13 protein-coding genes and 1 pseudogene are annotated in these 16579 nt (G+C 45.8%); 2 read left to right on the top strand and 12 right to left on the bottom strand.

Annotated elements, in window-relative coordinates; all coding sequences use genetic code 11:
• Window positions 1-226 precede the first annotated feature (226 nt).
• Entirely contained in the window at window positions 227-604 is a 378-nt protein-coding gene (locus MKX59_RS14190; RefSeq protein ID WP_340858491.1) for a hypothetical protein, read from the bottom strand.
• 69 nt (window positions 605-673) lie between these two features.
• Window positions 674-1327: a GntR family transcriptional regulator gene (locus MKX59_RS14185; protein ID WP_028541608.1), complete on the bottom strand. Its 654-nt coding sequence runs from the start codon at window positions 1325-1327 to the stop codon at window positions 674-676.
• Window positions 1328-1487: 160 nt separating this feature from the next.
• On the opposite strand from MKX59_RS14185, the gene uxuA reads away from it, so the two are divergent.
• Entirely contained in the window at window positions 1488-2564 is a 1077-nt protein-coding gene (gene uxuA, locus MKX59_RS14180; RefSeq protein ID WP_028541609.1) for a mannonate dehydratase, read from the top strand.
• Entirely contained in the window at window positions 2565-4172 is a 1608-nt protein-coding gene (locus MKX59_RS14175; RefSeq protein WP_076265300.1) for a mannitol dehydrogenase family protein, read from the top strand.
• A 302-nt stretch (window positions 4173-4474) separates the two neighbouring features.
• Here the strand turns inward: MKX59_RS14175 and MKX59_RS14170 are convergent, their stop codons facing one another.
• The 10 genes and pseudogenes from MKX59_RS14170 to MKX59_RS14125 all read right to left on the bottom strand — a co-directional run bounded on the left by MKX59_RS14170 (window position 4475) and on the right by MKX59_RS14125 (window position 16137).
• Window positions 4475-5473, bottom strand: coding sequence for an NADP-dependent oxidoreductase (locus tag MKX59_RS14170; protein ID WP_028541611.1), 999 nt, complete (start codon window positions 5471-5473; stop codon window positions 4475-4477).
• A 178-nt stretch (window positions 5474-5651) separates the two neighbouring features.
• Complete coding sequence (locus MKX59_RS14165) at window positions 5652-6731, bottom strand: alkene reductase (protein WP_069080644.1); 1080 nt, start codon at window positions 6729-6731, stop codon at window positions 5652-5654.
• A 47-nt stretch (window positions 6732-6778) separates the two neighbouring features.
• Window positions 6779-7531: an SDR family NAD(P)-dependent oxidoreductase gene (locus MKX59_RS14160; RefSeq protein ID WP_069080643.1), complete on the bottom strand. Its 753-nt coding sequence runs from the start codon at window positions 7529-7531 to the stop codon at window positions 6779-6781.
• Window positions 7532-7841: 310 nt separating this feature from the next.
• Window positions 7842-8414 (bottom strand): TetR/AcrR family transcriptional regulator, encoded by a 573-nt coding sequence (locus MKX59_RS14155; RefSeq protein ID WP_076265299.1) that lies wholly within the window; start codon window positions 8412-8414, stop codon window positions 7842-7844.
• 101 nt (window positions 8415-8515) lie between these two features.
• Window positions 8516-9553 (bottom strand): aldo/keto reductase, encoded by a 1038-nt coding sequence (locus MKX59_RS14150; protein ID WP_076295105.1) that lies wholly within the window; start codon window positions 9551-9553, stop codon window positions 8516-8518.
• Between the two features lie 746 nt (window positions 9554-10299).
• On the bottom strand, window positions 10300-11406 hold the full coding sequence (locus MKX59_RS14145; RefSeq protein WP_023988823.1) for a Gfo/Idh/MocA family protein: 1107 nt from the start codon (window positions 11404-11406) through the stop codon (window positions 10300-10302).
• A gap of 237 nt (window positions 11407-11643) precedes the next feature.
• The gene (locus MKX59_RS14140; RefSeq protein ID WP_028541614.1) at window positions 11644-12372 is read right to left on the bottom strand and encodes a ThuA domain-containing protein; all 729 of its coding nucleotides are present in this window, start codon (window positions 12370-12372) and stop codon (window positions 11644-11646) included.
• Window positions 12373-12407: 35 nt separating this feature from the next.
• The gene (locus MKX59_RS14135) at window positions 12408-13580 is read right to left on the bottom strand and encodes a Gfo/Idh/MocA family protein (protein ID WP_028541615.1); all 1173 of its coding nucleotides are present in this window, start codon (window positions 13578-13580) and stop codon (window positions 12408-12410) included.
• A gap of 52 nt (window positions 13581-13632) precedes the next feature.
• A complete protein-coding gene (locus MKX59_RS14130) occupies window positions 13633-14688 on the bottom strand; it encodes a LacI family DNA-binding transcriptional regulator (RefSeq protein ID WP_340858490.1) in 1056 nt (351 codons plus the stop codon).
• Window positions 14689-15150: 462 nt separating this feature from the next.
• Window positions 15151-16137 (bottom strand): annotated as a pseudogene (locus MKX59_RS14125) (aldo/keto reductase).
• Window positions 16138-16579 lie beyond the last annotated feature (442 nt).

Raw genomic sequence — 16579 nt, 5'->3', positions numbered from 1 at the left:
TTGCACTTGGGAAAATTGGAAAGCATGAAAGTTTCTATAATTCACTTCATCTCACATGTGATTCTATAGGCTCTTCTTTATGATAACTAAAAAGAAGATAATTTATTTCATTCTCTATTCCTGGCTTACACTTACTGTGAAACACTGTGATATGTAATAATATATCCAGGATATGTTTGTTCCAATTGCCAAATTTACTTTCACTTACGTTTGTTATAAGCCCGCGTCAACTAGTCTGCAAAAGCCGGTACAGCAGCGCCTCTCTCTTATTCTCAAACGTTCGCTGTATCTCCAGAAATTCAGGTACCTCCGACAGCCGGGAGGGTCTGTACCCGGGGCCGCCGCAGCCGCAGGAGTGGTAAGCGTATCCTTGTTGATATAGTAGCTCCACCTTTTTCCACTGCTTAATATCCGTTTGCTTCGGGGCCTGAAACATGTATACAAGGCTGCAAACTCCTGTGAGGATTCCTCCAGTTTGATCACCGCCTGACGGTAAATAACAATGCTCACGAGCAAAAATGGAATGACACAGGCCGGCACGTTTCCGCCCATAAATTTGCTGCAGTCTCGCGTTTATTACTCGCTCTATCACCGACATATTCAACTTGTAGAACAGCCTCCATGAATTACCCACTACTTTAAAATTCATACATGTTAATTTGAGCTAGCTGCCTTATTTCTTGATATAATCAGCGAACTTCCGGAGAAAATCGAGCGAATGGATATCCTCTCTGAGATGATGATGAACCAGATCATCCATTTTGGTTGTTTCCTTATTCAGCATGTATTCAAGCATAGCTTGGTGCTCATGCCAGATGCCCATCAGCTTCCCTGTTTCCAGCATATGCAGCTTGCGATATCTGATATAGTGAACATTCGACTGCTGAATGAGCTGCCAAAGAAACCCCCGTCCCACCAATTGGAACATGGTTTGGTGAAACTGATCATCCAGACTGAGAAATTGATCCGTAGCATGATCTTCTTCAATCACAGCTCTCTGTCTGTCTAGAATATCACTCAACTTCTGTACATCGCTTAATGTAATTTGCGAAGAAAGCTCCTTCATAATCTCCTTTTCCAATGCGCTTCTTAAGTAAATAATTTGTTCAACGGACTCTAGATCAATATAGGACACAATGTTCCCCTTCTTGGGATAAATATCAATGTAGGACTCAAGCGCAAGCCACTTCAATACATCGCGTAGCGGAGTTCTGGACAGCTGGAAGCGTTCTGACAAGGTCGTCTCACTGAGAAGAGTACCCGGCTTTAAGGTCAGTGACAAAATATCTTTTTTCAACAGTTGCATGATTTCTTCTTTTGTAAACATATCATTCCTACCTTTACTTTATAAATCTAGTTATATTATAAAGCATTTTGAGCTGACGAACCCCTCTGAAATTATCATTGACAAGAACAAACCCTATAATTTATGATCAACTCAATCTTGTATACAAGACAAACGAAATACAATCAGGGAGGGTATCGTTATGAATATGACCTGGAGATGGTATGGTGAAAACAACGACAATATTACACTGGATCATATCCGGCAAATTCCGGGAGTTATGGGCATTGTCTGGTCTTTACATGATAAGGTAGCCGGTGAAGTATGGGAAATGGAGCGAATTCAGGAGGTAGCTGATCAGATTACGAGCAAGGGCTTTAGTACGGCGGTCGTAGAAAGTGTAAATGTCCACGATGATATCAAAATCGGCCTGCCATCCCGCGATCAATATATTGACATTTATATCGACACCATTCGAAAATTAGCCAAAGTGGGAGTCAAGGTGATTTGCTATAACTTTATGCCTGTCTTTGACTGGACAAGAACGGAACTGTATAAGGAACTGCCTGACGGGTCCAACGCCCTCTTTTATGAAAAGGCTGCCATTACCGATGATCCACGCCAAATGGTGGATCGGATTCTCGAGGGAGCCGGAAAGTTCACCATGCCTGGCTGGGAACCGGAGCGGTTGGCGAGACTGGATGAACTTTTTGCTGCTTACGCGGATGTCACAGAAGACAAGTTGTTTGGCAACCTGAAGTATTTTCTTGAGCGCATCATCCCGGTCTGCGAGGAGGTTGACATCAAGATGGCCATTCATCCTGATGATCCGGCATGGCCCATCTTCGGATTGCCGAGAATTGTCCGTAGTCGTGAGACCATCCAGCGCATCCTAGATGCAGTGAACAGCCCATATAATGGTCTAACCTTCTGCACAGGCTCACTGGGGAGCAATCCTGAGAATGATTTGCCAGCCATGATTCGGGAGTTTCATAATCGTATTCATTTTGCTCATATTCGTAATGTCAAGGTGTTTGAGAATGGCGACTTTATTGAAGTGTCACACCGCGGTAAGGACGGAAGCGTCGATGTTCCGGAAGTAGTTAGAGCTTATTACGAGAACGGCTATCAGGGATATGTACGCCCTGATCACGGCAGACATCTATGGGGGGAAGAAAAGAATTGTCGGCCAGGCTACGGTTTGTATGACCGTGCACTGGGAGTTATGTACTTGCTGGGTGTCTGGGATAGTCTCGCTCAAGGCAAAGGAGTGAAATAAATGCTCCAATTTGACCGGAAAGGCCTTTCAGAAAAGGCGGCCTGGGGAGCAGCAGACATCGAGCTGCCAAAATATGATCTGGAGCTTGTAGCCAATAACACCCGAGTTAGACCACAATGGGTGCATTTCGGCGCAGGCAATATTTTTCGAGGGTTGATAGCCAACGCGCAGCAACAACTGCTGAATAAATTGAAAGCGGATACAGGTATTATTGCAACCGAAGCCTTTGATTTTGAAATGATCGACAAAGTCTATAAGCCTTACGACAATCTAACCTTACTGGTGTTGATGAGTGCAGACGGAAGATTTCACAAGAGCGTGGTCGCAAGCATCGTTGAGGGACTCGCAGCAGAGCAAAATCGTCCAGACGACTACCTCCGTCTGATTGAAATATTTGAGAATCCGTCCCTGCAGATGGCCAGCTTTACTGTCACGGAAAAAGGATACGCCCTGACCGGGCCCGACGGCATGTATCTGGCTGTTGTGGAGAGGGATTTGACGAATGGTCCTGAACAGCCAGTGCATGTGATAAGCATAGCTACTTCGCTTGCCTATCGGCGTTACCTGAAGGGGCGGCATCCAATGACCTTTGTGAGCATGGATAATTGCTCCCATAACGGCGATCTGTTAAAGGATAGTATGATTGCTATCGCCAAGGAGTGGACTCGCAGAGGCCTGGTAGAGGAAGGATTTGCAGACTATCTGCATAATGAGGAGAAAATAACCTTCCCCCTGACCATGATTGACAAAATCACCCCCCGCCCTTCCTTGCAAGTACAGTCTGCTCTTCGGGAGCTGGGGTTAGCCGACATGGAGATGATCGTTACCTCAAGGCATACGTATACGGCTCCCTTTGTCAACGCTGAGGTTAGCGAGTATTTGGTCATTGAAGACAAGTTTACGAACGGGAGACCTGCACTGGAGGAAGCTGGCATCATCTTCACGAATCGGGATACGGTGGACAAAGTGGAAAAGATGAAAGTCACTACCTGTCTCAATCCGCTGCATACAGCGCTGGCCCTAGCTGGGTGTCTGCTTGGGTATGAGCTTATTGCAGATGAAATGAGGGATCACACATTGCGTCGTCTGGTGGAAACCATTGGCTACAAGGAAGGTTTGCCTGTTGTAGTTGATCCCGGTATTATCCAACCGAAACCATTTATTGACGAGGTATTGCAGGAACGCTTCGCCAATCCCTATATTCCGGATACGCCTCAGCGGATTGCCACAGATACCTCTCAAAAGATGAGCATCCGTTTTGGTGAAACCATAAAGTCTTATGCTAGCACAGCAGGACTTGATCCTGCGAACTTGACTGCTATTCCCTTGACCATTGCGATCTGGTGTCGCTATTTGCTGGGAGTGGATGATCAAGGAGCACCCTTCACACTCAGCCCGGACCCATTACTGGATTCATTGCAAGGATATTTGCAGAACACGAAGCTGGGCGATCAGACCTCCGAGATTCGCTGCCTCCTCGAGGATGACAAACTGTTCGGTGTCCGATTATATGAGATTGGTCTGGGCGACAAGATTGAAGCCATGTTTCATGAGATGCTGGCAGGTCCTGGTGCAGTCCGAAGCACGATAGAGAAGTATGTGAACTAGAACTTACATTAATGCAATCCCTCTGCCAGAAACTTTGGTCAGGGGGATTGCGTTAATGAGAACCAATTCTTTAAATAATCAACATCCACATGACTAAGTATCTGTTCTTCTCCCCTTTTTTGGATTCACAAAGTAATATTAAATCCCGTGTCGCTTCACCTGTTGTTACGTTTCCAGCAATAATCGTTTATTTAGGTCATCTCGGAACGGCGTCTATAATATTAGATGTGCTTACTTCGGCCTACAGTATAATTTGTTTATTCTCAGAACACGCAAGCAACATCACATAAGTTGCTTATTATTTAGAAGGTCACAATCACTTTGCCTTGAGAGTGGCCCATCGACACTTTAATCAGCGCCTTGTTAATGTCCCCAAACGTATAAGTTGAATCTATAGAGGGCTTGATATTTTCTTTTTCAACAAGTTTAGTGATTTCTTGTAATTGACTTCCATTGGCTTGCACAAATAAAAAGCGATATTCATTTTGATTCTTACGTGCTAAAGAATCTAAGCGAGCACCCACTAGACCAAACAATGCTTTTTTCCACAACGGAAAATGATTGTCAACCGCAAAGCGATAATTAGGTCCGGCTTTCAATGATACCAATTTCCCTTGTGGTTTTAAAATGCCCAGTTCAGCTTTGATCTCTTTGGCACCCAAGGTGTCGATCACATAATCGATATCGGACAGTATGTTAGCATAATTCTCTGCCTTATAATTTATGAATTGATCAGCCCCGATCGACAGTGTACGTGATCTGCCTCTTTCACTTCCACTTGTAATAACATGTAATCCCATTGATTTGGCAATGGGAATTGCCATAGCGCCAAATCCTCCTGTTCCTCCAGGAATGAATAGCTTTCTATTCGGCTGGGCATGGAGTACATCGTGCAATGCTTGATAAGCAGTCAAGGCAGTAAGGGGTACCGCAGCAGCTTCAATAAAAGATAGATTTTCAGGTATGATGGATAAAGCATCTTCATTTACGGCCGCATACTCAGCAAAAGCACCGATTTTATTAAGCGGCAACCTCGTATAAACAGGGTCACCAACCTTAAAATTCAAAACATCATCACCAACGGCTTCAATAATGCCAGATAGTTCATTCCCTAAAGTTAATGGCAACTTATAGTCAGCAATCATCCGAACACTGCCATTCAGATTAAGAATGTCCAGTGGATTTACACCTGCAGCTTTTACTTTGACAAGAACCTCATGGCTATTGATCTGTGGTATGTTAACATCATTTAATTCCACTTGGATTTTTTTTGAATATTTCTGTATTTGTGCTGCTCTCATGATTCATCCTCTTCCTTTGCTAATTTTGGGGTAGCACACCATGAATGCAATCACTAGTTACGAGTGTAGGTGGATCAAAATAAATATTTAGTTCTTGGCTAATAAAATCAAGGTAGAGTAGATAAATCATGGCGTACAACTTTCAGTCGCACGCCATGATTTACCATATTCACTATTGTTACCCCTCTTGGGATTCTAATTCTTCCATCGTAGGATAATCCGTGTAACCTTTGCTTCCCAGACCAAAGAATGTTGTCGGATCTGCTTCGTTCAATGGCGCACCTTTTTGAAGTCGTTCCACTAAATCTGGATTGGCTAATGACCACACACCAACGGGCACCAGATCAGCAAGGCCACGATCTATATCCACGCTAAGATCTTCCAGAGCTCGTCCAGCACGATTGACTAACAATGGATTCGTCCAGATTGAGCGAATGTCTTGGAGCAGCTTTTCATTTCCAAGATGCATGACATGAAGGTAAGCTAAATCCAATTGAGCTAATTCCTTTACAAGATAACGATAAAGTTCAGGACCTTGTTCACCATCTTGGATCCCACCAAGAGGTGTCCCTGGCGAAATACGGAAGCCGGTTCTTTCTGCTCCAATTTCTTCGACGATGGCTTTCGTTACTTCGATCGCGAAGCGAGCACGATTTTCTACAGATCCCCCGTATCCATCTGTCCGTGTATTCGAGTTTTCTCCGATAAATTGATTAATCAGATAACCATTGGCTCCATGAATTTCAACGCCATCCGCACCTGCTTTAATAGCCGCTACTGCTGCTTTCCGGAAATCAGCAATGGTCGTTTGAATGTCCTCTTCACTTAACTCACGAGGAACGGGAATGTCCTGCATACCTTTAGCAGTAAACATTTCTACACCGGGCGCGATTGCAGATGGCGCAACAGGTTGGCGATGATGTGGTGTATTATCAGGGTGCGACATGCGACCAGCATGCATTAATTGGATATACATATATCCACCTGCTTTATGCACTGCATCTGTAACCTTTTTCCATCCTTCGATATGTTTATCCGTATAGATCCCAGGTGACCATAAGTAACCTTGCCCATCATCAGAAGGCTGTACACCCTCAGTAATAATGAGTCCCATTGACGCTCGTTGAGCATAATAAAGGGAAGTTAGCTCTCCCGGTGTACCATCTTCTTGCGATCTACTACGTGTCATTGGTGCCATTGCTAAACGATGAGGTAATTCCATTGTTCCAATGTTTGTTTTACTCCACAATTTTTTCATTCGGATACTCTCCTCTTTTAATGTATTCAAGGATATATGAATTGAATTTAAAATTCTGAAATGATTGGATAGATTTCGCCTCTCAGATTGAAATCATAGTTCTGGTCTACAATCCCTACCACCTCGTTGCTATCATAAAGATCCAACATGAAGCCCGCCATTTGTTTGGCAGTGTGGTACTTAGGCATGTTTGCTTTGTAATCAAATTCTTCAGTATCTAATGATTTCTTAACGAATTCCGTTTCTGTTATAGCTGGTGCTAAAACCTTAGCTTTTAGTTTTGCACCTTTCATTTCTAGTTCTTTTGCAAGCCCTTCTGTGAAGGCACTAACGTAATATTTAGATGCAGAATAAGCAACACTCCCAACAGCAATGGCATATCCGAGTGCGGATGAGACGTTAATTAGCTGAGTTCCTTCTACATCAGCATAATCTCGTACATATAGTGTAGAAAGGATCGTCAAGGTTTCAATGTTAACACGTAGCATAGTTTCAACTTTATCTAAATTCTGTTCTGCTACAAAAGAAGCTTCACCGAGCCCCGCATTGTTAATCCAGGTCTCAATTTGGTATTCCTTTAAATTGTTATATAGTGTGTAGGCCTGATCTGTAACAGACAGGTCACTTGTACGAACAATAACATTTATAGTAGGATCCATATCCAGAATTGCTGATTTAAGTTCTTCTAATTTATCCAATCTTCTAGCTACCAAGATTAAGTTTTTGCCACGTGCAGCAAACGCCAATGCCGTTGCATATCCAATCCCTGAGCTTGCTCCTGTAATAACTGTATACTTCATAATATTCTCTCCTTCATAACATGCAGATTAGTGTAAATGAGTTTTAAAGACGATTTTAGAACGATCATTCTTATTAGGGTGAAAAAACAGTTAGATCTAACTTGCTATTAGCATATCAATTTTAGAACGAACAGTAAAGAATTTTTTTATGACTAAGATTTTAATTTTGGAGCGGTATTCTTTGACTTGTGTGAGGCATGAGATACAAGTTCTTTCTTTCGTTAGAGGGACAAGAAAAAACTTGTATCAAGGAAACAAACAGTCCTCCATTTAGGTGACTCCTTTTGCCTGTCATGCTGTAATTCCACTTTTAATCCAAAGCGGTCAGTGTCATATCAATAATATTCTTTAATTTTTGCTGATCCGTTGTTGTCTTAACCAACGTACGTAGCCCCAACCACGCATTCATTAAATAATGAGAAATAACTACAGTATCCAAGTCAGCCTTGAACTCACCCGATTGTTGACCCTTCAGAACAAGGTTAGTCAAGAGTTCCTCAGTTCGCGAATAACTCTCATCAACTAAGGATGCAACTTCTGGATCCAACACGCCGAGTTCCACGCCTGAATTCACGAGAAAACACCCTAGAGGCTCTCCTTCATTTCTTACTGTCGCCTCAAACAACTCCCGAATTAATTCTTTGATCGGTTTTTGTTTTTCAATCAGAAACCTCATTTTGCTGGTCTGCTTCGTTTCATATCGTTCGAGAGCTTTCATAAATAAGGCATGCTTATCCCCAAAGGTATCATAGATACTTCTTCGGTGAATGCCCATAAACTCAACCAAATCTTGCATTGAAGTTTTCTCATATCCTTGTGCCCAAAATAGGTGTATTGCCTTATCTAATACTTCATTAACTTCAAATTCTTTTGATCTTGCCATCGTCATCACCTCGAATAATCATTATACAATTTAGTGAAGGATCGGCAAACTAGATTTAAAATAAGTGAATACATTACAGGTATGAGGTCTGTCTTACATATTTAACCCAGGATTCTTCGTTTGTCTGCTTGTAACCAATCAGGCGTCCATCCTTTTTCCAGGGCATCCAGGGTTACTCCTGGCGGAACGATAGCATCTATCGCATCCAGGATATCAGTGCTTAATCGGATGTCGCTGCCTTTTAACGTTTCACGAAGTTGCTCAATTGTTCTTGCCCCCACTATAGCAGAAGTAATTGACGAATGAGCTTGTGTAAATGCCATGGCAAGATGAGGCAAAGTTAATCCTGCTTCATCTGCAAGGGTTTGGAGCTTAGCAATGGCTTCAAATTTGGTGCGATTTTCTTCTCGATCAGGGTCAACAACAGATTTTAAGCGTCCAGCGAAGGTGGCTGCTCTTGAATCCGGGGCAACGGCTGCTCCTAAACGATATTTCCCTGTTAGTAAGCCACCCGAAAGTGGGCTCCAAACAAGTACGCCCATTCCGTATTTTGCGGTTGCAGCAAGCAAATCGAATTCGATACTTCGATTCAATATGGAATACGGGGCTTGCTCGGATACAAAGCGTGCGGTATTTTTGCGTTCGCTAGTCCATTGTGCTTCGGTCACTTGCCATGCCTGAAAATTGGATGTACCAATATAGCGAATCTTCCCTTCACGAACCAGGTCCGTAAGTGCGTCAAGACTCTCTTCAATGTCAGTATGGAGATCCGGCTGATGTAGTTGATACAAATCGATATAGTCCGTTTGCAACCTTCTCAAGCTACCCTCTACTGCACGCTTAATCCAATATTTCGAGTTACCGGATTGATTAAGCCCAATGCCCATGGGCATTCCGCCTTTCGTGGCCAGAATAACATCCTGTCTGCGTCCTTTTAGGATGTGACCCAGAATTTCTTCGGATTGACCACTTGAATAGACATCCGCTGTATCGATCAGATTAATGCCTCCAGCCAAAGCCTCATCCAACATGACTGCAGCTTCTTTCTCCGTATTGTTCCCCCAAAAACCAAAAGTACCTGTACCTAATACAAAACTGCTTATTTTAAGGCCTGTATTTCCTAATACACGATATTCCATGTCAATCCATCCCTTCTCCATCTTTTACAATAAGAATGATCATTCTAATATGCGCAGAAGAACTCCACGGCAAGATCTCACACCACTCCTCATAACTCTTGGCTTCTTATCCGTGTATTCCTCCCACACCAACAATATAACATATTTAGAACGATCGGTAAAGAATGATTTTATGACCGAAATTAAGATCAGGTCTTTTGGGAGCATAAACCGACCACGCCAGAGATGATCGATGAAGAATGCAAATTGAATGGCTGTCTGTATGACGGCGATCCGGAAAATGTAGCGGAGAAAATGTCCTTCGTTCGATCTAACTGTTCGGCACTAAGGCAGTCCCAATTGTGCGTAAAGAAAATCCGTTTCAGTTCATCATATTTTCGATTATTGACTCCTCGTCAGTTTAAACCTAGGTTACCAAGTGAACCCTCTCATTACCCGCTGAATGCACACGTGAGCTTTTCTTATCCGACGTACCTATGACGGTTACTTTGCTTTGTCTTTCCTCTTTTAGTCTTTGCACTATAATCCTTTATGAAAGGACTTCCACAACTTCTCGCTCTGTCAAATTTCCCGAAAATTGAACTGAGAAGACTCCAAAGCCGCGGTCAAAACGGAGCTGGAGTCTTCTTTTCAATAGAAATGAACATTCAAAGCGGAATGTAAAAAAACAAAAACTGACTTTTGGGACATGCCCTGCAGTCTTGTAATTTTTGAATGCTGCCGACTAGCACTAGGCTGACCTTTGTTTACGTATCTAACGTGTACAAAGGCAGGTTTTCCGGTAAAGCCGCCGGGCGCAGACATGTGCTTTGCATTGGATAGAAGGTCTGCTGCTCGGAGGAATCGTGGAACGCCCACATCGCCTCCAGCACATGATAGGCCAATTCACCACTGGCGCGGTGAGGCCGTCCGCTGCGGATAGCGTAGGCCATATCGGCAACACCGATGCCCCTTGTGTTCTCCTGGTAGCCGGGCAGCAGCGGTACGTCTGTCCATTCTTGCTCGCCTAGCACCCTATAGCGAACTGGCCCTCCGAACGTGTTCGGGTCAGGCACCTGTAACGTGCCATGAGTGCCGTATACCTCGATCGGTGGCAGAGTGCTTCCACCAAAGATGTCAAAGCTGGTAATTAGCGTGCCGACAGCCCCCTGCTTGAAGCGCAGCAATCCGGCCACATGAGTCGGTATATCGACCGGGATGGTCTGGCCTCTCTTTTTCTCGCTCGTAATCATTCGTTGATCCATCGCCTTGCTTGTCATGCCCGAAATGGCAGCAATCGGACCCAGCAATTGCACCAGAGCCGTCAAATAATAGGGGCCCATATCAAACATTGGACCGCCGCCGACTGCATAATAAAATTCAGGATCAGGATGCCAATGTTCATGTCCACGGCTCATCATGAAAGCCGTAGCGGCTACCGGACTCCCAATAACTCCGTCTTCAATCAGCTTCAATGATGTCTGTATACCGGAACCGAAGAAGGTCTCCGGTGCGCAGCCGACAAGCAGTCCCTTTTGATGAGCAAGATCCAAGACAGCCTGCCCTTGCTCACGGGTGACGGCAAGTGGCTTCTCCACATAAACATGCTTGCCTGCCTCAAGAGCTCTGAGACAAACGTCAGCGTGAACGCCCGGAATGGTCAAATTAATAATGAGTTCGATCTCCGGATCAGCCAAAATCTCATCTACCGAATATACATTCGGAACGTTAAACGCTACTGCCTGCTCCTCTGCCCGACCTTGGTCCAGATCCGCTACTGCGTACAGCTCCAGAATGTCGAAACGATGGCAATTTTCCATGTAAATTCCGCTAATTTTACCACACCCGATAATGCCTACTTTCATTTTGTTCATGCCTGGACTCCCTTCTTCTTCAGAAAAAATGGATAATGGCATTCTTTTATTTCATTGGATACTATTAGAGACTGGCAATACGAATTCAATCAGGACATCATTGCATAAGGGCACACGCCTAACGGTATTACTGTCCGTGTTGTCTGTTCTCCTTCTGTGCTCTGTCCCTTTCTGACCATGGTGAGTTCAGGTGGTCAAACTCTTTGCCAGAGGTACTACCAATTCATCCGATCCACGCTAACGCTGCTGGTTGTCTGTCATGCCTGTATAAGCCTCTGCCAGCGAGCTGCCCTGGGTGGCCACCGCCTGTTTGCCTGCGGCTGCCCATAGAAACCCGCTGCGCATCATCTCGGTCACTTGAGGCATATCTATGATTTCTGCGTGATGGCCCAGCGAATTGTAGAAGACGCGTCCGTTCCCCCAGCGCTTCGTCCATACAACAGGCATATCCACTGGCCCATTGGCTGAATGGGGACCTGGTACGACCGGGAAGCGTGTGGTTGCCAGCACTTCAACTGCCGGGTCTACGTGGAGGTAATACTGCTCGCTTTTGACCTGAAAATCCTCAATGTGCTCTAGAAGTGGGCTGGAGCCGCGCTTCATGTTCACCATGTACTCCACCCCGTCATTGCCGGGATGCGCAACCCATTGCCCGCCTGTCATGAACTGCCAATCCACGTTGTTCCGGAAGGCATCACACATGCCGCCATGGCAGCCTGTGAGACCTACGCCGCTTTGAACGGCTGCTGAGACATTATTGACTAGTTCCTGCTCAATCTGTCCCATGGTCCACATTGGAACGATTAAGTCCAGGTCAAGCAGTTTCTCTGCATCCTGGTAGGCTTCAAGGGTATTAGACACCTCCACCTCGAACTGCTCTTCCTTCAAAATGCGTTCAAAAATGGCCGCCACCTGCTCCGGCTCATGTCCGTTCCATCCACCCCATACAATCAGTGCCTTGCGCATCTGTAACCACTCACCTTTCGGAATGTATTGTTATACTACATTTCTTCAATGGATACCCAGCGGCGTTCCTCTATGGAGCGTTCTACCGCTTCAAGCACAGCCTGACAAGCGACACCGTCGTGGAAGTTCGGCGAAGGTTGTCGTCCTTCGGAGATGGCCCTCAACATCTCAAGCATCTCGTGGGTGAAGGTATGCTCGAATCCAATTGTATGTCCTGCAGGCCACCAGGCTTCAGAGTACTTATGTGCCGGATCGGTGGCGAGTACGCGGCGAAAGCCCTGAACGTCCTCCTTATCCTGTGTGAAATACACTTCCAGTTCGTTCATTCGTTCAAAGTCAAACCGCACGCTGCCTAGGCTACCGTTGATCTCGAATGAATTTGTGCTCCGATGTCCGGCAGCAAAACGTGTGGCCTCGAAGCTGCCCAGCGCACCTCCGGCGAAGCGTGCCAGGAACAGCGTGGCATCATCGACTGTCACTTCTCCCATCGGTGCATTTGCCTCTGCGCTCCTTTTGGAGCTCAACCCGCTCATCTCCAAAGCCAACGGGCGCTGTTTGATGAATGTCTCGCTCATACCGATCACTTCATGGAACTCGCCGACCAAGAAGCGAGCGAGATCAATCAGATGGGCGCCAAGATCACCATGAGAGCCAGAACCGGCCACTTCTTTTTGCAGCCGCCATACCAGCGGGAAGGACGGGTCCATGATCCAGTCTTGAAGGAAGAAAGCACGGAAATGATAAATTTTGCCTAGGCGACCGCTCTCGACTAGCTGCTTTGCCAGCTGGACAGCCGGAGAAAAGCGGTAGTTGAAGCCTACCATATGTCTGACCCCTGCTTCCTCTGCTACCTGCAGCATGTCACGGGAATCCGCCAGCGAGAGCGCAAGCGGCTTCTCACAGAACAGATGCTTGCCCTGGAGGGCAGCCTCAACGACAATTTCCTTATGGGCATTACTCGGGGCGTTAATATCAATGAGATCAATATCGTTACGTTTCACTAGATCACGCCAATCCGTAACACTTTCGGTCCAGCCGAACTGGCGGGCAGCCGCCTGAACCCCCTGCGCGTTGCGTCCACAGATAACGGACATCTCTGGCTGCAGCGGGGCATCTGGGAAGAACATGGGTAGACTACGGTAAGCGTTGCTGTGAGCCTTGCCCATAAATTTGTAGCCAACCATTCCGATACGAAGACGATTAGACATGTCGTGATCCTCCTTATGGGTCTGAGTTTCAACGAGTTTTTGACGATTGGTGTTATGGACGAATGGATGACGCCCTGATAATCAGCTCTGTGGACAGGAGTTCTCTTATCGAGTCGGACCCGGTCAGTTCCAGGGCTGGAATAAGGTCCAGAGAATCGGGTATAAGCTTCGAGGCTGCGAGCTCTCCCATCTCATAAAAAGGAACGCGGACACTGCTTAGCGGCGGAACAGCCATCTCAGCCGCATCCGAATCGTCATAGCCTACAAACGCTGGGAACCGTTCAACTGGCAGTCCGCGCTCACGGAGACCCTGCATTACCCCGAGGGCCATCCGGTCGTTCGCCGCAAATACGGCATCAATATCATTCAATTTGTCTGCTATTGTGGCTGAGGCTTCGAGCCCGCTTCGACGGCTGTAGTTACCTTCCAGAAGCAGATCGTGGTCATATTCAATACCGGCCTCCTGAAGCGCGGTACGGTAACCCTTCATTCGCTCAGTACTATTGGAATAGATATCCGGGCCGTTGAGAAAGGCAATCCGTTTGTATCCCTGCTCGATGAGGTGACTTACAGCCGCTCGGCTGCCTTCTACATGGTCTGCATCCACTTCACAGAACGATTGCCCTTCAAAATGGTGATTCATGACGCAGAATGGACGCCCTTCTTCCTGAAGTCTCTTTAGAGCTTCCACCTCATCGTGGTCATCCCTGGCTCCAAGGATGATACAGGTATCGATCCTTTGCTGGCGGAAAAGACTACTGTAATCAATCCGTTCCCCCGGCTTCCGGAACAATAGAAGCAGATCGAGTCCGCTGTCTCTGGCCTTGTTTCCGATACCGCTCAGCATCTCAGAGAAAAAATAGGCTGAGAACAGGTGCGCCTTCGGGACATAAGGCATAACCACACCAAGATGGCCACTCTTGCTTCGGGCAAAGTTACGGGCCAGCGCACTAGGAACATATCCAAGCTGATTAGCTGCGTCCAGAACCCTTCTCCGCGTATCCTCTTTGATAGGACCTACTGCATTTAAGACCCGGGATACCGTCGCTTCAGACACGCCGGAAAGTTCTGCTACTTCCTTGCGCGAAACGATATTACCCACCTCCAAATCATTTTATGTACGCGCGTACATTTTCTCATGCAGCCATACCTCTGTCAATCCCAAAAAGTGTGCTTCAAAGATGAATAAGCTCATTTCTCTACTAAAAGGACATTGTCTCGCGATCCCTGCTTGCCAGCAGATTGAACGGAATATCCCAGCCCCAGCAGTCGGTGCCGCGAACAAATAAATGTTTATTAACTATTGCGCTAACGGATACGAAAGTTCAATAAAATAGCGGCAGTTCTAGGACTTTATTTCCTCGTCCATGACTGCCGCTATTTCGATTTTTGGGATGATTTTAATGCTATTTTACCAGCAGCGAGTTAATGAACATTGGACTTATACTCACCCCGCCTCACAAGGCGGGACAGAATTTTAATATTGCGGAGAAATACGATTTCTCATCTCAATTATTTACTTTAACAAAAGAGATTTCCACATGGTTGGGATATGACTTGAAGAATTAGATCAAAGACCCGTTCTTCTCTCCAGTTCCTCCGTATATCTGGCGCCCATCAAAGTGATCTGCGAGGCTGCGCTGTTAATATTGCGCACATCTTCGGATGTGAGCTTAATGTGGACTGCGCCTAGATTTTCTTCCAGACGGCTTAATTTCCGTGTGCCCGGGATCGGAACGATCCACGACTTCTGGGCTAGCAGCCAGGCGAGTGCGATTTGGGCTGGCGTTGCTTTTAACTGCTCAGCCATCTCTTTAAGCAGGTCGACCAGCACCTGATTGGCCTCCAGCGCTTCTGGAGTAAAACGTGGAAGAATACTGCGGAAATCGTCATGGTTGAATGTCGTGTTTGCGTTAAAACTTCCCGTCAGGTAGCCCTTGCCCAAAGGACTGAACGGAACGAAGCCAATACCGAGCTCTTCTAGGGCAGGGAGGAGTTCCTCTTCGGGACGTCTCCACCACAGGGAATATTCACTCTGAATTGCAGTGAGTGGATGAACCGCGTGTGCACGACGAATGGTCTTCACTCCTGCTTCAGACAATCCCCAGTGCTTTACCTTTCCTTCCCGGATCAGATCTTGCACGGCTCCCGCTACCTCTTCGATTGGCACATCTGGATCGACTCGGTGCTGATAGTACAGGTCGATGGCTTCAATCTTGAGCCGTCTAAGCGATTCTTCGGCAACTTTCTTGATATGCTCAGGGAGACTGTTCATCCCGGACTGCTTGCCATCCTGCATATTGAAGCCGAACTTCGTGGCAATCACGACTTGGTCTCGAAAGGGGAAGAAGAGCTTCGCCCAAGAGTTCTTCATTCGTGTAGGGTCCGTATACTTCAGCGGTATCAAAGAAAGTCACGCGCGCTCGACCGCTTCCCGAATGACCGAGATCATATCCTTTTGGTCCGAAGCCGGCCCATAACCGTAACTCATTCCCATGCATCCAAGTCCGATTGCGGAAACTTCCAGACCGCTATTTCCCAATTTACGCTTTTCCATCATACATCTTCCTTTCTTAATATGATTCTATCTTTATTTAGTTAGAGAGTTGGTCATTATAAATGTTATTATTTTTCATTAGTTGATTGGCTTACGATCCTATCAAGAGAACTATTATATAATTTTTTGAAACATTCATGCTCTTCAAACTCTATTAATGTGATAAGCCTTTGAACCAATAAGTTCCTAAACCAACGATTCAAATAATTCATCTCCTCCCTTTTTTAAACTTGTTCTTTGATAATGTCGTTATGCTTGCGGTAGTTTAGAGGCTTCTGTCACTTCATCCGCTTCAGCTGTTACATTGTTCTCCCCCTTGCTTGATTCTGTGAGCTTAGTCTTATTATGCCGAACAGAAAAAGCGAAGTGATATCTCATTCGTCTTAAATGATTGCCCAATCCTATTACGGCTACTGTTGCTACAGGCGGATAAGTCTTATAA

This window comes from Paenibacillus sp. FSL R7-0340, assembly GCF_038002205.1.
Taxonomy (GTDB): domain Bacteria; phylum Bacillota; class Bacilli; order Paenibacillales; family Paenibacillaceae; genus Paenibacillus; species Paenibacillus polymyxa_B.
This window is presented reverse-complemented; position numbering and strand designations above follow the sequence as displayed.